Source organism: Glaciecola punicea, assembly GCF_001756615.1.
Lineage (GTDB): Bacteria > Pseudomonadota > Gammaproteobacteria > Enterobacterales > Alteromonadaceae > Glaciecola > Glaciecola punicea.
The window spans coordinates 1-20,292 of sequence record NZ_LZXY01000014.1; the positions used below are offsets into that span (position 1 = coordinate 1).

Consider the following 20,292-nt stretch of genomic DNA (forward strand, 5'->3'; position numbering starts at 1 on the left):
TGGATCTGCTTATAATATATATCTGTAAACGTATGATAATTAAGGGATTTATATTTTTAATTTTTAATCTGTCATACTTCCTGTCATACTATTTGTTCCCGTACAGCTCCTTCACTAGTTGACCAACCCTTTGTTTGCTTAGGTTGAGATTTCTAGCGATGGCGGTTTGATTTAGCTTTTTATTGTTAATTTTAGCTATTTTGAGCTCTTTTTCAATATCTGAGCGTAGCTTTTGGTTTTTATCTTTTCTCACGCTTCTTGATAAAGATTGCTCGGTAATTATGCTTAATGCTTCAAACCTCGCTATTGTGAACAATAACTGAGTAAACCATATTTTACTTTCTTTTTTTGTATCATATGCGCTTATCTCGCTTTCTGCCTGAGTGATATTTTTTGTGCCCAAAGCAAAGTGGGTTGCTAAAAGTACTTTATGGATCGATAGATTTAACTGATTAATGTGCTCACCCAGTGATCCAAGGCGCTTAAAGCTAACAGGATAGTATAGACGCGTTGTTTTGAGTAACTCTTGTATCAAACCCTTTGCAGCCCTTATTTCAGTGAGTGTTAATTGTTTTGGATCTGCGACAAGCGTCGATGTTAATTCATCTAAGTTGGCCGCTTGTTTAATCCGCATATCACTTTTGGTTAACGCGTCTTGATATTGCGAGACCCATTTATCCAGCATCCTGCGGGCGCGCATATATTCGCTCTTCGACTTACCGCTAGGCTTATGAAGCCTACAATACGTTTCTAACCCACCTCTTTTAGCTTTCTCTGTAATCGGCCGCCAACAACATAGGCAATAAGTAGGTCTAATGATGTTTATCGATTCATTCATGGCGCAAGCATATATTAAGCTGCATCAAAAAGTAAATAGATAAGTGTGGAACTGGATAAGATAACTTCTTAAACAACGTTATTATGAGGAGTGCATTAAATTTGTTTTACTTAATATGGAGGTTAAATTTATGCACTTCAAACAACCGTTTATTAGGCAGCATCAACTAGCTGAAGCTTTAGGTGTTAGTACAGTCACGCTGTGGAATTGGAGAAGGCGAGGCTACTTACCTGAGCCGGTGCAACTTGGGCCGCGTTTTGTTGGTTGGAAGCGTGATGTGATTAATGAGTGGCTTGAGCAAAGGTAAGTTGCTCTACTCTCAGCTACCTTATTAGTTGTCGAATTCATTCACTCGAGGGACGGTAACAAGAGCAATAATCCCAGCTAGTTGCTCAATATTAGTGTCAAGATAATTGCTCAGTTTGGGCGAAGGAATGAAAATCAGCTTGCCTAGTTTTTTAGCAGTATTAACCGCATGCATAGTACCGCCATCAATCGAGGTTTCAATTGAAAAGATTGCATCTGATAGCGCAGCTTGTAGTCTATCCCGTCTAATAAATGAAGTAGGTCTCACTGCAATATTGGGAGGGTTTTCCGCCAACAATAGGCCGCCACATTCTAAGATTGCATCTGCCAAGCCTTTATTTTTTGCAGGTGTAATTTTGACTACATCAACTACAATAGCAATAGCGTGTGCATGCTTCTCAACACAAGCCCAGTGAGCAACGGCATCTATTCCTAGCGCCAATCCACTGACAATAATGTAATCTTTTTTCATCAGCCCTTTGGATACGATGTCGGCAATACGCTTACCTTCATCGGTATTATTGCATGTTCCAATGACAGTAGCCGTTTTTGAACTGTTCAATAAATTAATATTGCCTCTGCAAAACAATAATGAAGGTGCATCATCTAATTCATGGAACCTTGTTCGATAGTTAGGGCTAGGTATCGGAATGACGGTCACACCCTGCTCCTCCCATCCTTGAATCGCAGCTTTTGCCACACCAAGTGCGATGGTAAGGGATTTGGTATTTTGCTCACTTAATAGCTTTTTATAACGTGACAAAGGCGGATCCCTTGACAATGTTATAAAATCACAGGAACGCAACGTTTTAATCTTCACCAATGGCAAAACTAACAAGTAACGCGGTCGAGTGTAAACACCGGTCCAAAACCGCTGTTGTTTGCCGAAGTTTAGATTCCTTTTATATATCCGCCCTTTTTTAATGTTTTTGAGTTCTAGCCAAAGTTGGTTATAAGTGATTTTTTATAACGTGAATTTGGTTTTCTTTGGTAATCGACATTGGCTAATTTTGCCAATGAGCTAACAAGCTACTATTCGCCAAAAGTTAACGATTATTCGTAACTTAACCAAGGTTTTGTGATTTATATGCATGGTAGCTCTAGACTGTATGGTTGTCTCAATTGTAATAGCCCATTAGTTATTTGTAGGCATTGTGATCGGGGAAATAGATATTGCAAGCCATGTGCACCAGCCATGTATCTAAAAGCTCGTCGACGGGCTAATAAGCGCTATCAAAGTACCTATCGAGGCCGCATCAATCATGCCGCCAGACAAAAAAGCTATAGAGAGCGCCAGAAACAGAAAGTGACGCATCAGGGTTCCAAAGGTTGGTCTGTTCGTGATTTACTGATTAACAAGCGAAAATGTGCCTCATTGACGCTAGAGACAGACAGAAAACGACCCAATAAAGATGTTTATTGCCATATATGTAATGAAATTTGTTCACCGTTCCTCAGACATGACTGGTTAAGGAGCACCGATTATCGTAAACGTGCAGAGGTAGTTAATGCAAAAAAATTAGCCTTTGGATAAATGATCTAGTTGTGCCTGTTTTATACAGTTTTTGAATGAAAACTTGGTTTTTATGCTTTTAACGTCAATTAAACTTCGGCAAATAGCTGCGGATCTTCACCGGCGCTAACAGCTGTCGCTAGACGGGGTTTAAGCTACGCTTACTTTAGATAAACAAAAGGCAGCACACAAAGTTGGAAGGAACGACTTCTTTAAGACTTGCGAGTTGACAGATCAGGCAGTCGATGAACTAGAAGAAAAAAGTTAATTGTTGGAAGCTTTGTTGTAAATTACAACTGTACGGTATGACTATTAAAATAGCGCGATGTTCTAGGGTTTCTTTAATAATATGACACCATCAGATAGCCGTTGAACTAGCGTCTGTTGCTCAGTCATTTCAAAATAAAATAACAAGTTGATCATACAAATAAAGATTATTGTAAGGTTTTTATAAATTACAACAGCATCTGACATCGCCATAAAGGCATTTGCATGGTGTTTCAGCTTAGCAAGGCTGCAGCAAATCAATATTGAATCCAGAAGGCGTAGACAGGGTTATTGCTAAAAACTTCTGGTCTATATAGTCTATTTCCATGGGCACCGCGCCCACCATATTTTCGATTGACAAACTATTAATACATTTTTTCAAGTCGCTAACCAAAACAGCACCACGGAAAAAGCCTATCGCGGGGGGTGCTGCTTTCGGGTACAAGTTATTCCCCTTCACTTTTTCATACTTAATTAACTCGGCTCTGCCAAATCGATGACTTGCTTCGCCCAACAACTGCATGGTCAAACTTGCTCCTTTGGGTAGACCAATCATTTTCTCTATGTCTGGACCTTTAAGGCAATGACTGTCAAGCATGTCGAAGCCCAATAAAGTGTAGAATTCCGCCTCTTCATAAATATCTTCAACTATTGTGACAACCGAGGTAATACCACCAAACTGACGAGGAGTTAACGCAAGGGTCTCACCGACTATTTCGGTAAGCACTACATTCACGTCATCACAGGCCATTACTTGCACTTCCCATACATCAAGCTTGTCTATTGCGTAATGGACCGGCTCTGATCGAAGCGAATAGCCGGCTGCTTTAAGCTCAGATACCCTATCGTGGAAATTGACAACGTTAATATCAAGGTTTTTAGGGCAAAGATCGAAGGCTTGGGCACCGTGTCTAACGCTTTGTGAATTTTCAGTAAAATCTACTAACATAACTCGTCCACACGGCGCAGATGGTGTTTCAAGTAGCACAAGTGCACTTATTGCATTAGGCTTTAGGGCCCAAAGTGCCTCTAATCCTCTACAGTCGCTTGCGGGTCTGTGGCTGAGCGAGAAGCCTAAGATATCGTGCCAAAGCTTCAATGATTCGTTAATATTTCTAACGCCAACATATAAATGGTCATACATTACGTTTATTCACCTTTTGTACTCGTTTGTGTGAATGGTGCATATTTACACAAATACTGTGTTTAAAGCACCTTTTCTAATTGTTGACATACACATGTAAAGCTCTGGATCTTCACAAACTACAGCTCTACATTAAGTTTCCGCAAGTTCGATTTAAAAACTATATTGATACATTAATATAACAATCAATTAAAAACAACTATTGATTATCTTGACGTGTTAAAATTTTGCATCTAAAGTTAAAATTAGAGTTATTGTTATAACAATAAAATTAACACAGCATAATACTATGTGTTTGTAACTTAGAGGTATGTAAAATTTCCATTTATGGTGATACTACCGTATTTTTTTAAGGGCTAATCGCTCAGTTAAATACTACAAGGCTAATTGATATGAAAACCAAATATGAAGAATTCAGTACGGGCTGGAAAGTCCTATTTGCTGGATTTCTGGGCGTTGCTCTGGGCGCATCACCATTACCGTATAATATTATTGGATTTACCGTTGCGCCACTTTCACAAGAGTTTGGCTGGACCACCACCCAAATTGTATTTCCAATTACCATCTTTGGTATAACTGCATCACTAATGGCCCCGCTATTTGGTTGGCTAGCGGATAAATATGGGGTAAGGCCTGTCGCCCTTTGGTCATTATTTGCGTTTGGCTTATCGTTCGCGGCCATTTCACTCACGCCCGCTTCTCTTCCGGTTTATTACGGCCTTTGGCTGCTAGTAGGCTTGGTTGGAATTGGTTCAACTCCAGTCACATGGAGTAGAGCAATCAATATGTGGTTCTTTAAGAGTCGCGGATTAGCACTAGGTTTGCTACTAATGGGCACTAGCTTACCGCCCCTGTTTATTCCCCATATTGCAGTATGGGCCATTGAAAATGAAGGCTGGCGAAGCATGTTTTATATTGTTGGGCTTTTCCCGCTGTTAATTGCTCTACCGGTCTGCCTATGGCTTTTCCGCGAGCCTACCGCTGACGAGTTACCTAAAGAAATTAAAAGTGCCACGGGTAAGGTATCTGGGGTTACACTTTCAGTTGCGTTACAAGACTACCGATTCTGGCTAATTTGGGTGTCTATTATGCTTGTTGCCTTAGCGTTTGGCGGTGCCTTTATCAACATGGTACCTATTTTGGGCGACCGTGGATTTACACTTAGTCAAAGTGCGTCTGTTATGTCGGCCCTAGGTGTAGGCATTTTTTCAGGACGCATTATTACTGGTATATTGCTAGATCGATTCTGGGCCGGTTTTGTAGCTTTTCCATTACTATGCTTACCGGCTATTACAGGCATCGTTTTACTTGGCGATGACATCCTATTCCCTGTGGTTATTTTTGCCGGCTTTTTCTTGGGCTTTGCAGCGGGTGCCGAAAGCGACTTAATTGCTTATCTCTCAGGCAGATATTTTGGCATGGCAAACTATGGAAAAATTTATGGCATGTTATATATGGCCTTTGGCATTGGCTCAGCGCTATCGCCGCTTATTTATGCCTATGTACGCGATACAACAGGTAGCTACGATCAGATGATCTTTGCATCAATATTCCTGTTCGTAGCCGGTGGTGCCTTACTTTTACTGTTAGGTAAATATCCAACCACATTTGGAGACGATCCGGACGAGGAACTAGATTCGTCACAAGTTTCTAAAGCGGCTAAAGATTAGTTCAGCATAAGCTAATCTAAGATGACTTAGTAGGTTCACATTATGAATCAGCAGTATTTTATTGTGTTAAGCGAAAGGAAATTAACGGCAACGCCATTGCTACAATTTAATTAATTATAAAAGCCGGTGCATGAAACACCGGCTTTCTTGTGTTTGTCTAATTTTTATTCAAAAAGCTCCTTAACAAAATACTGTCTTGTATCTAAAAAGTTGAGTTCATGCTTGACATTACATAAAGATATAATAATATGGCATTAGGGCCATATGTTAATTTTTGTTACAAAAATTTCACAACAAGTGTTATTTAATTACACCGAATCTACCACGACTCAGGGAATCATTATGCAAACTCAATTAAAATACCGTTATCTTCGACACGCAGTTTTTGCCGCACTATGCGCTAGCACAACCACTTCAGTTTATGCTCAAGAAAGTATCGCTGACAATATTGCAGAAAATGAGGAAGGTAGCGTAGAAGTTATTAACGTAACCGCACAACGCCGCGTACAATCAATTCAGGAAGTTCCGCTTTCAGTTACCGGTTTAAGCGCCAATGCCCTAGAAACAAGACAGGTTAGCAACGTTCTGGACTTACAGTACCAAGTTCCTAACATCAGCTTAGCCGCAAACACCGGCACGGCCAACGGCGCGCGTATATTCTTGCGTGGTGTTGGTGAAGATGAGTCACGAATTTCTGCAGATCCAGCGGTAGGTATTTACGTTGATGGTATTTATATTGGACGCCAAGTTGGCGCATTGTTCGATCTAGTTGATTTAGAGCGCCTCGAAGTACTGCGTGGCCCTCAAGGCACTCTTTACGGCAGAAACTCTAACGGCGGCGCGGTAAAGCTTATCAGCAAGGGTCCTGATTTGGGCGAAAACTATGGTATGGCAAAAGTAAGTGTTGGTAGCGATGCTAGGCTTGATGCGCGCTTAACTGGAAACTTTGCAATTTCAGACTCAACAGGCATTAGAGCAACCGCTTTAACTCGCAGTCGCGATGGTTTTCATACTCTTAATCCAAACGGCGACTTCGCTGAGTTTGCGGGCACTAATTTAGGAAAACAGAGCACTAAAGCGTTTAAGGTTAACCTATTGCACGAGTTTAATCAGGATTGGTCTATGAATGTTGGGGTCGATTATACTGACGACGATTCTGATCCAAGTCCCGGTAGCACCATGGCAGGTCGCGATGGTGACAACAACATATTTACCATCGAGCCTATTAATGGCACAGTATGTAGTGCCAACACGCCAGTCAATTTTTTACCCATAGGATGTTTTACGGGTCACTTCGCTGAAGTTAAAACCTCTGGGGTAACCTTGAACGTACTCGGCGCTATTGGCGATTATGATGTGCAGTTTCTGAGCGGTTATCGTACCATGGAAGACGATATGTTAAGCCGTATTGGATTTGTGTACAAACAGCAAACTGACCAAGACCAGTTCAGCCAAGAAATTACTGTATCTTCAAACTACGCTGGCAATTTTAATTTTGTCACCGGAGTCTACTATTTTACCGAAGACGCGCAGCTTGATACCGTGTTCGTGTTTCCGTTTGAACTAGGTATTAAAACTGACGCACTAGCTATTTTCTTCCAAAGTGACTATAAGTTCTCTGACTACACCTTAACCACAGGCCTTCGTCACACCACAGAAACTAAAGAAGTAGATGCGCTTGCGGTTTCATCTGGCGCGACTAAAGTTGAGTCTCGTGACTTTAACAATACAAACTTTACCGTTGCTTTGAACCGTCAGTTTACCAAAGACATTATGGGCTACGTGTCGTATGCGACTGGTTTTAAAAGCGGCGGTTGGTCACCAGACTGTTTCGCGGCAACGGCCTGCTTCTTGCCAGTTGACGAAGAAACGGTAGATACCCTAGAATTTGGTCTTCGTAGTGATTTGATGAATAATCGACTGCGGGTAAATGCAACCTATTTTATTAACAATTACGAAGGACTGCAAATTGGTTCAACTGTCCCAGGTTTAGGATTTACACGCTTCAACGTTGATCAAACGGATATTTCAGGTTTAGAACTTGAGATTATCTACGCTGCGACTAAAAACTTATCTTTTGACATTATTCTAGGAACCTTGGATGCAGAATATTCCTCGCTGACGCTTGATCAGGCCGGTGGTTTGACCAACGCGGGGTCATCACCCGCGTGTAATGGAATAGCGAGTATTGAGTGTGCGTTAGCTTTAGAGCTTAAAAACGCACCAGAATACAAAGCCACCTTAGGTATTACGCATATTGCCGAATTAGAAAGCGGCATAATTGTGAGCCGTCTCGATGCTTCGGTTGAAGATGATTCATGGAATTTGGTTGCGAATGCGCCAGAAAGTGCATTAACAAGCGTGGGTGCAATGGTGAATGCACGAGTATCGTTTGAACCTTACAGCGAAGCATGGAAGGTCGCTGGCTGGGTACGTAACCTTGCAGATCATACCTATTCGCCGGCCTCAACGGCAAACAGCTTCCAACAGTTTGCAGCAGCGCCCTTAACGTGGGGTGTTGATCTTGAATACCGCTTTTAAACACGCATGAAATAGTGTGAACAAGGATGTTCTGCTGCATGGTGAAGATGGCTAAGTGGGATAAATTTGCTATTTTATTAAAGGTAAGTGATTTTGCTTACCCTTAACCATTTGCTTACAAAGCTTGCCGCATAAATCATTTAGCACGTTTATCATAAAAGTAGACAATATGAAAAATCCACTCCAGCAACTAATGCCTCAAATACTGCAGCACAGAGGTATGTGGCGCGGAACTTATCGACATATAAATACCGATGGTAATATTATTGATGAACATAAAAGTCAGGTTGAGTGTGTATTCCCAGAATCAGGCCCAGTAGTTTATACTCAACGCAACCAATTTACTTGGGATGATGGACGCACGTTTAATGTTGAATTTGACGGCACTATTCGCAACCAAAAGATATTCTGGGATACGCCAACCTTCTCCGGCTTTGGCTGGCAGGCCAGCCCACATATCTTTTTGCTTGAATTAGAACGCAAAGACGAGCCCGGTGCATGTTTTTACGAAAGCATTGTAATGGGCGCAAGTGGAACGAGTCGCGCACGCACTTGGCACTGGTTCAAGAACGGCAAGTGTTTTAAACGCACCTTGTGTGATGAAAACCTAGTATAGGCCTAAAGCCTTATTTGCATGTTCTACTTAGCCTCAATAGGAGCTGAGTTTATAACGATTTAACATTTATTGACAATGTACTATGGGGTTTAGGCAACAATTTTACATCAATAGAGAGTAATGCAATGAAATACTTTCTAGGAATAGTGATCGGTGTTGTCCTTGGTGTTGGCGGCTCAGCGTTTATACACGTATGGGTGATTGGGAACGGGAGTTACGCCAAGAGGATGTTCAAAAGCAGTCTACCGCTTACAGGCTTGTACTTGACGAGGTGTATGACCGGGGTGCCTTTATGTCGGGCTATGCCGCCAAACTTGGGCACGCTATGAAAAATACGACGGTGCGTATATCGCCATTGGTAGAGGCGATGCAATAGAGGTGCTAGAAGGAGAATATGCGCGTCGTTTCTGGAATAGCCAAGGATATGACGAGCTGCGCCGTGCCCGAATAGACGGTAATTGGGGTAAGTTTGATGTACTGCTTATTGATGGTTTGCGAGAATAAGCATCTTAGTCTTGACTAACGTCAATAATAAGAACGCCAATTTAACAAAAGTGTTACATGGTTGCTATATGTCAATTAGCTTGCTTATGATTAGCGTTATAAAGGATCTGGACAAAACTATATAAAAATGGAAGGTTTATGCAATCTACGGTAGCGCAAGCAAAAGATAATTCAAGTAAGGCAATGCATTGGACCATAGTGTTCATTGCTATGCTGAGTCTTATGATTTCAAACGGGATGATTTTTACCGGTATCACTGCTTTTGACAGCGCAATTTTGGCGGATTTTCCAGAGTGGAGTCGTGGTGATTTAAAGTTACGTGAGCTGATAACCCTCATTGGCGTGGGTATTCTTGCGCCGCTTTTTGGGATTTTGATTGACAAAGTCGGGGTTAAAATCCTTATGATTGTTGGGTGTCTGGTATTGATCCCTAGCTACTTTGCCTATGGTTATGTTGAAAACCTAAGAGACATCTACATCCTGCACGTTTTCTTATCTATTGTTATGGTGAGTTGCGGGCTTAACGTAGGCGTGATACTGGTGTCAAATTGGTTTGTAAAAAATCGCGGCACCGCCATAGGTATCGCGATACTAGGCACATCTTTAGGTGGGGCAATATTAGCGCCTTTGTTTGGTCATTGGCTTAGTATTGGCATTTCGTGGCGTCAAGGCTTTCAGTATGCCTCTGCAATTCCGTTTGCACTGCTCGTATTAACTATTTTGCTAGTAAAGAGTAAGCCCTCTGAAACGGGCCGAAAGCCATACGGTACAGAGCTTTATTCACAGCAATCGCGAGACGATCTGTCAAAGCATGGGCTCGACTATAAAGATGCCATCAGAACCCGTTCATTCTGGTCAATTACGCTCATAGCAATGTGCACCTTTTACACATTAATGGGACTTCAAGCTAATTTAGTTCTGCACTTACAAGACTTGGGTTTTGATATTTTGTCTGCGTCTGCTGGCCTTAGTACCTTATTTATACCAGCGTTAGTAGGCAAGCTCATTTTTGGTGTTTTTGCAGATAAATTAGAAGGCAAAAAGCTGCTTTACGGAAATATGGTTATGATGCTAATAGGCTTGTTTGCGCTAATTGCCAGTGATGCATCTACCGTACTGTACAGTGTGGCGTTAATCGGTTTTGCATGGGGTGGATTTTATACTTTGCTACAGCTTAATGCGGTCAATAACTTTGGCTTAAAGGCTTCAGGTAAAATCCTTGGAACCATCACTATTTTAGACGCCTTAGGCGGTGGTTTAGGTATTTATTTAACCGGCGTAATATTTGATGTTTATGGTAGTTATCACTACGCCTTTGTAATTTATGCAGTATTGTGTTCAATTGCACTAGTGCTGATCAGCCAAGTTAAAAAGCACGTTTAGTTTCAATCTTAGTTACCCGTTTGGTCACCAATAAATGCATATATTTATAGGCGGATATTTTTGCCGAGGTTTTAATTATGCCTGAGAAGCTAGCAGTCAAAATTTAATACCAGCTAAGCTCATATAACAGCTGTCATAAGCGTATTAAATCGCCATTTCACCATAATAGCCTAGAGTATTCATTAAATAAGGCACTATACGAAAACGTTCAGCAAACATCTGGCGGTTCAACTGTTTCAAGCGTTTGCTCAGAAGAAGTGTCTGAAAACCGCTGTGGCTGATCTGCTAGTGATTTTAACACGAATTGTGGTCCTTCAATGGGTATCACCTTGCTGACTTTACCGACTAAAGTGGCGAGCATGAGTATGATGGGCCGTCCGTTTGGTTTGATGGATCAGGTGTTCAACGCAACCTCAGGACTAGCAGAAGCTATTGGCATAGATTCCCTTGACGCTTCACTGCTTAATGGCTTAACCGCGGTAATTGTCAACATGCCAGTCGCCTAATTTGGTGAAACGCCAAGCTATAACAACACCTCAATTAGCAGAGAAGGCGCAGGTTGGCCCCACAGCGGTTCTTTTGGCCCTCGCGATCTTTTGGCTGGCTCGCAAACTTATTTCACACCTACCGGCCAAGTTGCCATACAAGAGTATTCTGTCTTGCTATTGCACGGCTCTTACGAGGCGCAGTTAGTTGCACTGCCAGCGCCTTTGGCCGACAAGCAAAACTTTTTAGAATTGCCAATAATAGGCTCAATAAAAGGCAGTTTTTAATCCCACGACCCTGTGGAAAAGGCATAGAGCAAGAAGAAGTAGAAGTTGATGTTCAGCGGGTAATGGAAGATTTCATGTCGAATTTTGCGCCGAATATTAATCCTATCCCAGCGATGTCCCCAGAACCCGATGTGCCACCAAAAAATACTACATCTGCGAATGAGCGGTTAAATGGTGCGTGCGACTGTTCTTGCAGCGGTATGCGCAAATCAATTGCTATCCTTGAAGCATTAGAGTACACCTAACGCCAACGCCAAAATGGTTGAGAATGTGATGTGCATGATGACCTGGGCATCGCATTCTCAACAGTGCGACGAATATTAGTAGGGCACGGCGCTAACCAAATCATCTATTGGCAAGAAAAGCTAAGGAAATCGCTCCTTGGCTTTTATATTAAGGATTAAGCTTAGGGCTCGTCTGCGTAATCAAATAGTCAATTAATTGCTCAAGCTCTGGCTCTGCTGAGTCACCGCGGTATATCATGCTCGTTCCGGGCACCACCTTTTCAGGTGTTGTTAACCATTTTCTTAATATATGTTTATCCCATACAATGCCTGCATTTGTTAATGCGGGTGAGTAATTAAAACCTTCGCGAGTTGCGGCGGGTTGACCAAAAAAGCCATACAAATTAGGACCTAACTTACGTGGTCCACCTTCGTTTAACGAATGACATGCCATACATGTAACGAATAATGATTTTGAGTCATCCGCTGCTGTGGCAATTACATGTTTACTCTTATTACGCAATATTTCACTTACCACTCGCTCGGATGATTCCATTGCGCCTTCCATGCCAGTGTTAGATATCGCGGTATGTTCACCGGCAAAATACAAACGGCCATGGGGCGGAGAAATAGCGTCGCCAAGCTCACTTACTTGTCCGGGTTTGTAAGCTGGCCAAGTGCCAAGAGTGAGTGGGTCACTGCTCCAATCTACCACTTTTTCTAATGTTACTAGGCCTTGTGATTGCGGGTAAATAGCGTAGAAAGTTTCTAGCATGGCCTTGTCGCGCGCATCGGCTTGCATGCCACTAAAGTGCTCTGAGTTTGCGCCCGTTAGCCAATTTTCCCATTAGGAGCAACAATTAGCGAGTTACCCCCCATAGACGCCCAATCACTATCTTGGGGGAATGTTATGTTGGCCATGGTTGAATAAAAGTTATTAAACAGCGCAATGGCTTGTACATCAGCTTCAAAAAACAGCGTTGAGGTTCTAAACCTAATTTCAGTGCCGCGCATAGCAAAAGCAGCAAACACCATTGGGTCTATCTGTACGGTACTCACAACAATATTCCCAAATTCTGTTTTAAGTACCGGAAACTCTTCTTCAATACCGTATTTTTCACGATACTTATCGCGCACCGACTCTATCGTAGTGGTGGGTATTTCACCTGAGCTGCTGCCAAAGCGCTTAACGTTACGTGTTTTCCAAAATTTCTTGGCTATATTGCCATCTCTATTAATGACCGAATTAATGCTTAGAATATGGTTTGGCCAATCGACATCACTGGCATAGCTGCCAAAAATAATGTAGGAGTCGCATTTTTTAGCCGTTTTTCCAAGTGCCGCTGTTTCAGGGCCAGGAATAGTAATCGTGTACTTTAGTTTTTCGGCGCGATCGCCAAAGGAGTATCCGGTTAATGGAAATTCATTGTATAAAATAAAATCAGGCTTTTTGCCAGTGCTGCAGGCTTTTTCGGCGTACTCAATCATTTTGTCAAGGTTGGCTTGAAGTGCCGCCGCCGGGTCGTCAAACTCTTGAATGTTTTTAGCACTGGCCTGCACAATCTTAACCAATACGTTTTCTTCTTCAAGCGCCACGGTGTGGTAACTGCCACTGGCGTTTACTAACACCGAGTTTGCCTCAGCGTTTAGCGCTACAGCAAAAAGTGCAAGCCCAACACTGGCAACAATGGCTTTAAATACGGATACATTATTCATAGTAACTCCTGAGTGCTAGTACAATTTAGAATTGATTAGAAGTCTGGCTACTAACTAAGCATTGCAGCCTAGACAGTAGACCTTAGAGTGTAATAGGAAGCGCTTAGGAACTCGTTGCTAAAAAGCAAATTGTTCATAAAGCGTTATAAACCAGTCGTCTTTAGACGATGAAATTTTACGCATATCAGATGAATCAGCGTCGCTTTGAAAAGACGTTGAATATTGAATAATATTGCCCACGTTAATATCGGTTATTGCCGGCTCAGACTCTAAGGCGAGAGCGGTAAACCATTCATTTTTTGCCATGAGTAAAGTCTCTGCTCTTTTTTGAATGTCGTTAGGCTCTAACTGGGCGCCACATATTGCGCGCGCATGCTCTCTGTCTCTTTTAAACCAAGGCGTAAAGAGTGTTTCCCAGCGGGCAATTCTCCATGCTCTAGCAAGATGAGATCCATCCCACTGCGGCGCTAGTTCGCAATTAAATGAGTCGAGATCTTGCCAGTCTTGTTTGCTGAGCTTTTGCTGAATATCGATACATATAGCCTGCTGACAGTATTTTTGCTTAAGCATTTCATTAGCAATTAATCCGCCAAGGCGCTCTCCAACTACCACATAATTACTCACACCTAGCGCTGCGCAAGCTTCATGATAGCTTTTTGCTAGCGTGCTAATGTTGTGCCCGCTTAGAGTGCTGTCGTCGTTAGAATAACCGTGGCCGGGTAAGTCAAAACTAAGCGTGTTGGTATATAGGTTCATCGACTTTGCGAGTCGAGTATAGATGCCGCTTGAATCCCCCGAACCATGCAGAAACACGATGGTTGGTGAGTCAGACTGCTGCCAAGGATCGCCCTGCCAGTATACTTGGCCTTTATCAAATTCAACGAAGCCGCAGGGCGCCTCAGCTTGCGCTTCAAGGGTCACTACGTCGGTTTTGTTGGCATCAAATAAGCGGCTAGCGCTTGCGTACATTTCTTCGCGAGTTTGATATACGTAGGGCGTCACGTGGTCAAGCCCTGGTCGACTAAGATGCTCTGTTAACACATCTTCAAAACTGGCTGCGCATATATACGGGCTTTTGAGCAAACCAATCCAGTTGCCGGGGTTAAACTTAAGTGCCTCGGTATAGGGCTGAATATAGTTGTTTTTTGATTTAAGCAGGTCCATCACATTGGCATGACAGCCTTGTGCGGGAGAAACGTTATAATCCATTCTGTAATGAGAACTTGCATGATGCCAAGGAAAAAACACCGTTTGTTCTTCCATTCGCGCCCACAGCCAAGTCATATGTGAGCCATCCCAAATAGGCTCAAAGCTGGCAAGATAGCCAACCAGACTTTCGCGCTCATCAGCTGACCAATTAGGCAAACCATCAAAAAAGATACTGTTTGTTTTGTTGGGATATAAAGCCGCATATGTACAGGCAATCGCCGCGCCTGTATGAAAACCGTAAATGCCGTGGCTTTTTATACCAAGGATTTCTACAAAGCTATGTAGCGCAGATGCATAATCGACAATGGTGATTTTTTCAGAGCTTAGCAAAGGGTCCGACAAGCCGTTTCCTGGTGTGTCTGGTGCAATTACTACAAAGCCTTTTTGGGCGAGGACTTCGCAAACGTGTGCCACAGCCCTAGCAGATTGCGGAGAGCCATGCAGTGCAAGAATGACAGGTCCGGTGGTGCCCCATGCGTGATAACTGATTGTGTTACCATTAACGCTTACAAACTTTTTCATGACAATGTATTCCTCGTAAAATATTCTTTATAAAATATAAGTTAATTATCGATATGCGCTGCTTGTAACATTTATGGTATCTGCCACCATAAAATTAGTTTATTGTTACATTAATATAACAATAAACTAAAAACAATGCTTTAGCCGCTTGACAAGTTAAAATTTTGCATTTAATTTGAATATATTGTTATAACATTATGCTTTTTATATTTAATTGGGGATAGTTATGATTAGTCTTTCTAGAGCAACATTCTTTTGCAAGGATATAAACGCTTCTTTACACCTTTATCAAAACAGATTGGGTTTAGTGATTATTGACGATAAAAAGCTTTCAGGACCGGGTGCGGGGGGGCTGTTAGGGCTCGGCAGTTGCACCTTGCGCATCGTATTACTGGCTAGCGATAGCAATAGCCAGCCTGTTGTTGCATTAATGACAATAAGTGAGGCTGAGATCCCGAATATGCCCACTCCGCCAGAAGGTATTGCTGCTGGTCAAGCGGCAACGGTATTTCAAATTACCAACTTTGATGAAATTTGTGCTCAACTAGAAAATGATGGCCTTAAGTTTTTATGCGCTCCAGTTGAATATCCGAAACCCACTTCATCGCCCGGCTCACCCGCGGGCCTGTATAAAGAAATGATATTTTTTGATCCCGATAACAATCTTATAAGTTTGCTGGAAATTATCCCGAAAAAATAAACCATTACTTATTATTAGATTAATTAAATAGGAACGACGTTAATGAAGAAAAAAGACATAAAAGCCCCTTTCGCTATTGTTGGTAAAATTCACTATACAAGTTTAAAAGAGGGCAGAGAACAACAAGAGCGAGGGCGTGAAGCGTTTCGTATTGATATTCAAGATGATGGATCAAAAACAGTATCTGCGCACGGAGAAATTGATGATGAACCGATGATTACCCGCGATGTTTTTTCTGGCTTAAATTCAGACTTAACACCCCAAGACTGCTTTGTCCGAATTTCAGTAGGTAATGAGTTTAGAGGCTCAGCTTGGTTTACATTTGAAGATGATAGATGTGAGTGCGAGGTTTTAACATCTATTGAAGGCCGCTTAAGTCAAACGGTTAAATTATCTAAAAAAGCGACAGCTTTTGGAAACCACGCTATGGTCAATGATGGCTTACTTATGAGCCAATATAACTTAGAAAAAGGACCGGGAACGCAAATAATAAAAGACCTGCCCCTATCATCACCCGATCACAGGGGAGCTACAGGACCCATGCTATTTTTGGTTGATGTTGCCATTGAATATGTGGGTAAAGAGACCCTCACCGTAACAGCAGGAACTTTTGAAGCTTTACATTTCAAAATTGTGGATGTGCCCGGATTGCCATTAGACCACCCAGAGTACCATATTTGGTGCACCTCTGATGGACAGTATATTTTGCTAAAAGCGACCGTTGGTGGCTATATGCAAACTCATTATGAGCTTACAGAATTAGCATACGTGCCTATAGGAAGATCCGCAGTATGATTACCGTACTATTAGTCGCTCACATTGCGGTGCTAGGTTATTGGTTAGGTTCAGAGTTCGTTATAAATCATACCTTCAGATATGTTTCTTGGTCTGCGGGTATGCCGTTCGACGAACGTAGTCGCCTTATGTCACATGTAATGAACGTTGATCAACACGTTCGATATGCTCTTGTGCTACAGCTTGGATTAGGATTTGCGTTAGCGGCTTTATACGGCTTCATCCCTGGTGGTGAAGCTAGTGCATGGGCCTTTTTGCTGTTTATGCTGGCTTGGCTAGGTTTTGTAGAGGTGATTCATCACTTAAGAACTGGCCCTATAAGTAATACCTTAGCTTTAATAGATCGCTCATCACGATATCTACTTATCATTATTTTAGCGGGTATAGGTATCTACAGTCTTTTAAAGAGTTCTTCAATACCACATTGGCTGTCGTGGAAACTTATCTGCTTTGCAGGCGTCATTTCAAGTGGTGTAGGAATTCGTATTGCACTTATTCAGTATTTTACGATATGGAAAAGGATCGAGAAGGAAGGTTCAACTGCAAGCAACGAACGAGCGATCAAGTCTGCATATAAAAAGGCGACTTCTGTGTTACTCGTGCTTTGGGTATTTATAGCACTCATTGTATACCTAAGTGTTTGGAAGCCCATTTAACCACAAGGTATAACTGCACAATGAATATTGACAAGCAATCCAAGTCTGATGATTTAGAAAAGTTAAAGCAAAATTTGCACCAGGGTAGTCTGCTAACTGATGAAGTTTCTAGAGAACTTTACTCAAGCGATCTTTTTGTAAAGGGAGAGCTTTGCGTTGCGGTTGCTGTGCCTGCAAGTGAGAGCGAAGTATCCAAAGTGGTATCAACTGCAACAGCACTTGGGCTGCATGTAATTCCTAGAGGCGCGGGGCTGACCTATGTTGAGGGCTATACGCCGAAAAGCGAAAAGTCTCTAGTTATTGATCTTAGTAAAATGAATAACATTCTAGAAATTAATAAAGAAGATATGTACATCCGCGTCGAAGCGGGCGTGACTTGGAAACAAATTTATGAGGCTTTACATCCGCATGGTCTTCGACTGCCCTTTTTAGGAACCTTTTCTGGCGCAAGAGCAACCGTAGGAGGTGGATTGTCAAACGGTGCATTATTCTTTGGAAGTGCTCGTTATGGCACCTCTGCTGAAATAGTGCTTAACATAGATGCGGTGTTGGCAAATGGTGATATATTACGCACAGGTCAGCGCTCAGTGCTTAACTCAAGATCTCCGGCTTATCGTACCTTCGGACCTGATTTAACAGGTCTTTTTGTACATGACTCTGGCAGTCTTGGCATCAAGACATCGGCTACATTAAAAATCATAAAGGTCCCACAGTATTTTGGATATGCATCTTTTGGTTTTAAAAGTGTTGAAAACGCAATTGCTGCTATTTCTGAAATTGGACGATCTGATTTAGTTGAAGAAGCATATGTGATGGACCCGAATAAAACCAAAGAGTCCTTGTCTGCTAGCGATTTCAAATCAGACTTGAGCACGTTTTCTAAAGTCATAAAGCAAGAACGAAATCCTCTTAAAGGTATGAAAGCGGGCTTTAACCTAGCCATTAATGGTAAACGCTTTGTTGATGAAGGTATTCATTCCTTGCATATGGTTTGTTCAGCAAGGTCTGAAGCAGCGCTTGAACATGATCTTCAAGGTTGCCGAGACATTGCGCACTCGTTTGACGGCATTGCTTTACCCGACTCAATTCCAAGAGCGGCACGTGCCTCTTTGTTCCCGCCACTTGATGCCATTGTAGGGCCAAAAGGTGAACGATGGGTCGCATTAAATGCCAAGGTGGCGCACTCACAAGCGCTTAATTTATACAATCGTGCTGAAGCGATACTGGCCAATTACTCTAAAGACTTTGAATGTAACCATGTTGAAGTCACTCGACTCTTAATGATCTTATCTAACTTTAGTTTCAGTTATGAGCCGGTTTTTAACTGGAAAGATACATGGCTACCTATGCACCATACTTCACCTGCAATAAAGAGAAATAAAATACCTGAACCAGAGCCAAACGAAGAAGCTAGGCAACTGGTTGAGAAAGTTCGTCAAGAACTTATCAATTTATTTCATGAGATTGGAGCCGCTTCGAATCAGATAGGTAAAACGTATCCTTATATCACAGCGCTTCATTCTGAGCCTGCGTCCTTAATTAAGGCGATAAAAAAATCGCTTGATCCAGACAATTTAATGAATCCGGGCGTTTTAGGACTCTAGCTAGCAGCCTTATGTTTGAAAAAAAACGGTTAAATAATTTCTGCTAGTTTTGATTGCCATTCAGCAAGCATAGTTATAACAAGGATAATTTTATGAAAACCAATTTTGAAGCGTTCAAACTAGCTTTAAAAGATATCGAAACAACAATCAATTGGATAGTGAACTATGCATAAAATTATTCCTCCAAATTTCGGGCAGCAAACAATACAAGCTAATTCAACCTTACTTGTTGTAGGCGGGTGTGGTGGCATTGGTTATGGCTTAGTTGAACAAGCCTTGGCACTAGGCGCGAAGGTTGTGGTAATGGATTTACCAAGCGCAGGGATTCGACGAAATATTTCTGCACTAACGGAATTTATAAAGATAGATTTACGTGACAAAGACAGTATTGTTAGTGCTTTTAACAAAGTAGATAAATTAGGTACTAAATTCGACAGTGTGGTGATTACATCGGGCTATACCTTAGGTTCTGAATCGATATCTGTACTCGATATTGATAAATTTGACGACGTTATGTCTGGTAATTTACGTGGCCCTGTTATTGCTTTGCAGTGCGCAAGCCGTTGTTTATCAGAACAATCTTCAATCGTGTTGCTGTCAACCGCAATCGGCCAAATTGGCTCGCCAGGCTATAGTGCTTATGGCGCGGCCAAATCAGGCCTTAACGCGATAACACGGATTCTTGCTTCAGAGTTATCGCCAGTTCATAGAGTAAATGCGATAGCGCCAGGCGCGGTAAATACAGCTTTTATTCGAGGTGGCTATGCCGCGGGTGCAAATGAAGACGGTGCGGCCTCACGCTTTAATGAGGAGGATTATAATAAAAAAATTCCGCTTGGCCGTATGGCAAACATCGATGACATTATTGGACCTATATTGTTCTTGCTATCAGATAGCGCTAGGTATATTACCGGTCAAGTCATCCATGTAAATGGCGGTGGATTAATGCGAGACTAGAAGAGAAAACTTATGTTTGAACCTTATTTTTTATTAGTAACCTTACATATTATTTTATTCACCTACTGTTAGGTGGTGACTATGGTGTATTTGTTTGCGCGATATACATTGTTAGGCCCGATCTTCCGGTTGACGAACGCTTGAGATTTTTAGGTGCTCTGTTAGCGATAGATGTCTTACCAAGAACGGCCATTATGTTGTTACCTATTGTTGGATTGCAAATGGCTTATATGCGAGGCTCTGTACTAATTTCACAACCCCTCTTGATAGTACTTGGGTATTAGCCATCGCTTGGTTAGGCGAGTTTATAAAACTAGGTTGTCACCTAAAGGTGTTTTTGGCAGACGACTGACT

21 protein-coding genes are annotated in these 20,292 nt (G+C 42.0%); 14 read left to right on the forward strand and 7 right to left on the reverse strand.

The features are described 5' to 3' along the window. Positions 1-88: 88 nt before the first annotated feature. The gene (locus tag BAE46_RS13140; protein ID WP_141729349.1) at positions 89-838 is read right to left on the reverse strand and encodes a hypothetical protein; all 750 of its coding nucleotides are present in this window, start codon (positions 836-838) and stop codon (positions 89-91) included. 130 nt (positions 839-968) lie between these two features. On the opposite strand from BAE46_RS13140, the gene BAE46_RS14425 reads away from it, so the two are divergent. Beyond that, positions 969-1,145, forward strand: a complete 177-nt coding sequence (locus BAE46_RS14425) for a helix-turn-helix transcriptional regulator (protein WP_083256880.1) — start codon at positions 969-971, stop codon at positions 1,143-1,145. A 24-nt stretch (positions 1,146-1,169) separates the two neighbouring features. Here BAE46_RS14425 and BAE46_RS13145 read toward each other — a convergent pair whose 3' ends face one another. Both BAE46_RS13145 and BAE46_RS13150 read right to left on the reverse strand, forming a co-directional pair. Then, a complete protein-coding gene (locus BAE46_RS13145; protein WP_070113156.1) occupies positions 1,170-1,907 on the reverse strand; it encodes a DNA-processing protein DprA in 738 nt (245 codons plus the stop codon). A 1,255-nt stretch (positions 1,908-3,162) separates the two neighbouring features. Continuing rightward, positions 3,163-4,068, reverse strand: coding sequence for a VOC family protein (locus BAE46_RS13150; RefSeq protein WP_070113159.1), 906 nt, complete (start codon positions 4,066-4,068; stop codon positions 3,163-3,165). 392 nt (positions 4,069-4,460) lie between these two features. Here BAE46_RS13150 and BAE46_RS13155 point away from each other — a divergent pair, with 392 nt between their 5' ends. The 8 genes from BAE46_RS13155 to BAE46_RS14865 all read left to right on the forward strand — a co-directional run bounded on the left by BAE46_RS13155 (position 4,461) and on the right by BAE46_RS14865 (position 11,555). After that, positions 4,461-5,738 carry an MFS transporter gene (locus BAE46_RS13155; RefSeq protein WP_070113161.1) on the forward strand — a complete coding sequence of 426 codons (1,278 nt, stop codon included), beginning with the start codon at positions 4,461-4,463 and terminating at the stop codon, positions 5,736-5,738. A 342-nt stretch (positions 5,739-6,080) separates the two neighbouring features. After that, complete coding sequence (locus BAE46_RS13160) at positions 6,081-8,279, forward strand: TonB-dependent receptor (RefSeq protein ID WP_070113283.1); 2,199 nt, start codon at positions 6,081-6,083, stop codon at positions 8,277-8,279. 169 nt (positions 8,280-8,448) lie between these two features. After that, entirely contained in the window at positions 8,449-8,895 is a 447-nt protein-coding gene (locus BAE46_RS13165) for a hypothetical protein (protein WP_070113163.1), read from the forward strand. A gap of 193 nt (positions 8,896-9,088) precedes the next feature. Further along, on the forward strand, positions 9,089-9,271 hold the full coding sequence (locus tag BAE46_RS13170; protein ID WP_070113165.1) for a hypothetical protein: 183 nt from the start codon (positions 9,089-9,091) through the stop codon (positions 9,269-9,271). Between the two features lie 2 nt (positions 9,272-9,273). Continuing rightward, positions 9,274-9,399, forward strand: coding sequence for a hypothetical protein (locus BAE46_RS15110; protein ID WP_280513161.1), 126 nt, complete (start codon positions 9,274-9,276; stop codon positions 9,397-9,399). A 138-nt stretch (positions 9,400-9,537) separates the two neighbouring features. Next, on the forward strand, positions 9,538-10,782 hold the full coding sequence (locus BAE46_RS13175) for an MFS transporter (protein ID WP_070113167.1): 1,245 nt from the start codon (positions 9,538-9,540) through the stop codon (positions 10,780-10,782). Positions 10,783-11,099: 317 nt separating this feature from the next. Further along, positions 11,100-11,288: a hypothetical protein gene (locus BAE46_RS14675; protein WP_141729350.1), complete on the forward strand. Its 189-nt coding sequence runs from the start codon at positions 11,100-11,102 to the stop codon at positions 11,286-11,288. A 90-nt stretch (positions 11,289-11,378) separates the two neighbouring features. Next, on the forward strand, positions 11,379-11,555 hold the full coding sequence (locus tag BAE46_RS14865) for a hypothetical protein (protein WP_171901039.1): 177 nt from the start codon (positions 11,379-11,381) through the stop codon (positions 11,553-11,555). 52 nt (positions 11,556-11,607) lie between these two features. Here the strand turns inward: BAE46_RS14865 and BAE46_RS14870 are convergent, their stop codons facing one another. The 4 genes from BAE46_RS14870 to BAE46_RS13190 all read right to left on the reverse strand — a co-directional run bounded on the left by BAE46_RS14870 (position 11,608) and on the right by BAE46_RS13190 (position 15,226). Further along, positions 11,608-11,763, reverse strand: a complete 156-nt coding sequence (locus tag BAE46_RS14870; protein WP_171901040.1) for a hypothetical protein — start codon at positions 11,761-11,763, stop codon at positions 11,608-11,610. A gap of 185 nt (positions 11,764-11,948) precedes the next feature. Continuing rightward, positions 11,949-12,581, reverse strand: coding sequence for an FAD-dependent oxidoreductase (locus BAE46_RS14430; RefSeq protein ID WP_083256882.1), 633 nt, complete (start codon positions 12,579-12,581; stop codon positions 11,949-11,951). Positions 12,582-12,610: 29 nt separating this feature from the next. Beyond that, positions 12,611-13,495 (reverse strand): nitrilase-related carbon-nitrogen hydrolase, encoded by an 885-nt coding sequence (locus BAE46_RS13185; protein WP_070113169.1) that lies wholly within the window; start codon positions 13,493-13,495, stop codon positions 12,611-12,613. Between the two features lie 117 nt (positions 13,496-13,612). Then, on the reverse strand, positions 13,613-15,226 hold the full coding sequence (locus tag BAE46_RS13190) for an alpha/beta fold hydrolase (RefSeq protein WP_070113171.1): 1,614 nt from the start codon (positions 15,224-15,226) through the stop codon (positions 13,613-13,615). Between the two features lie 226 nt (positions 15,227-15,452). On the opposite strand from BAE46_RS13190, the gene BAE46_RS13195 reads away from it, so the two are divergent. The 5 genes from BAE46_RS13195 to BAE46_RS13215 all read left to right on the forward strand — a co-directional run bounded on the left by BAE46_RS13195 (position 15,453) and on the right by BAE46_RS13215 (position 19,938). After that, positions 15,453-15,926 (forward strand): VOC family protein, encoded by a 474-nt coding sequence (locus BAE46_RS13195; RefSeq protein WP_141729351.1) that lies wholly within the window; start codon positions 15,453-15,455, stop codon positions 15,924-15,926. Positions 15,927-15,968: 42 nt separating this feature from the next. Continuing rightward, positions 15,969-16,721 (forward strand): DUF3108 domain-containing protein, encoded by a 753-nt coding sequence (locus BAE46_RS13200; protein WP_070113176.1) that lies wholly within the window; start codon positions 15,969-15,971, stop codon positions 16,719-16,721. After that, positions 16,718-17,377, forward strand: coding sequence for a hypothetical protein (locus tag BAE46_RS13205; RefSeq protein WP_070113178.1), 660 nt, complete (start codon positions 16,718-16,720; stop codon positions 17,375-17,377). Before BAE46_RS13200 ends, BAE46_RS13205 begins: the two co-directional genes overlap by 4 nt. A gap of 20 nt (positions 17,378-17,397) precedes the next feature. After that, a complete protein-coding gene (locus BAE46_RS13210) occupies positions 17,398-18,981 on the forward strand; it encodes an FAD-binding oxidoreductase (RefSeq protein WP_070113180.1) in 1,584 nt (527 codons plus the stop codon). 165 nt (positions 18,982-19,146) lie between these two features. Further along, entirely contained in the window at positions 19,147-19,938 is a 792-nt protein-coding gene (locus tag BAE46_RS13215; RefSeq protein ID WP_070113182.1) for an SDR family NAD(P)-dependent oxidoreductase, read from the forward strand. Positions 19,939-20,292: the final 354 nt, after the last annotated feature.

Coding starts and splice junctions, on each gene's coding strand:
- BAE46_RS14675 (WP_141729350.1), top strand. CDS start 11,100: ATGGGTATCACCTTGCTGACTTTACCGACTAAAGTGGCGAGCATGAGT.
- BAE46_RS13190 (WP_070113171.1), bottom strand. CDS start 15,226: ATGAAAAAGTTTGTAAGCGTTAATGGTAACACAATCAGTTATCACGCA.
- BAE46_RS13210 (WP_070113180.1), top strand. CDS start 17,398: ATGAATATTGACAAGCAATCCAAGTCTGATGATTTAGAAAAGTTAAAG.
- BAE46_RS13185 (WP_070113169.1), bottom strand. CDS start 13,495: ATGAATAATGTATCCGTATTTAAAGCCATTGTTGCCAGTGTTGGGCTT.
- BAE46_RS13160 (WP_070113283.1), top strand. CDS start 6,081: ATGCAAACTCAATTAAAATACCGTTATCTTCGACACGCAGTTTTTGCC.
- BAE46_RS14425 (WP_083256880.1), top strand. CDS start 969: ATGCACTTCAAACAACCGTTTATTAGGCAGCATCAACTAGCTGAAGCT.
- BAE46_RS13155 (WP_070113161.1), top strand. CDS start 4,461: ATGAAAACCAAATATGAAGAATTCAGTACGGGCTGGAAAGTCCTATTT.
- BAE46_RS13175 (WP_070113167.1), top strand. CDS start 9,538: ATGCAATCTACGGTAGCGCAAGCAAAAGATAATTCAAGTAAGGCAATG.
- BAE46_RS13170 (WP_070113165.1), top strand. CDS start 9,089: ATGGGTGATTGGGAACGGGAGTTACGCCAAGAGGATGTTCAAAAGCAG.
- BAE46_RS13140 (WP_141729349.1), bottom strand. CDS start 838: ATGAATGAATCGATAAACATCATTAGACCTACTTATTGCCTATGTTGT.
- BAE46_RS13200 (WP_070113176.1), top strand. CDS start 15,969: ATGAAGAAAAAAGACATAAAAGCCCCTTTCGCTATTGTTGGTAAAATT.
- BAE46_RS13165 (WP_070113163.1), top strand. CDS start 8,449: ATGAAAAATCCACTCCAGCAACTAATGCCTCAAATACTGCAGCACAGA.
- BAE46_RS13195 (WP_141729351.1), top strand. CDS start 15,453: ATGATTAGTCTTTCTAGAGCAACATTCTTTTGCAAGGATATAAACGCT.
- BAE46_RS13150 (WP_070113159.1), bottom strand. CDS start 4,068: ATGTATGACCATTTATATGTTGGCGTTAGAAATATTAACGAATCATTG.
- BAE46_RS13205 (WP_070113178.1), top strand. CDS start 16,718: ATGATTACCGTACTATTAGTCGCTCACATTGCGGTGCTAGGTTATTGG.
- BAE46_RS13215 (WP_070113182.1), top strand. CDS start 19,147: ATGCATAAAATTATTCCTCCAAATTTCGGGCAGCAAACAATACAAGCT.
- BAE46_RS14430 (WP_083256882.1), bottom strand. CDS start 12,581: ATGCAAGCCGATGCGCGCGACAAGGCCATGCTAGAAACTTTCTACGCT.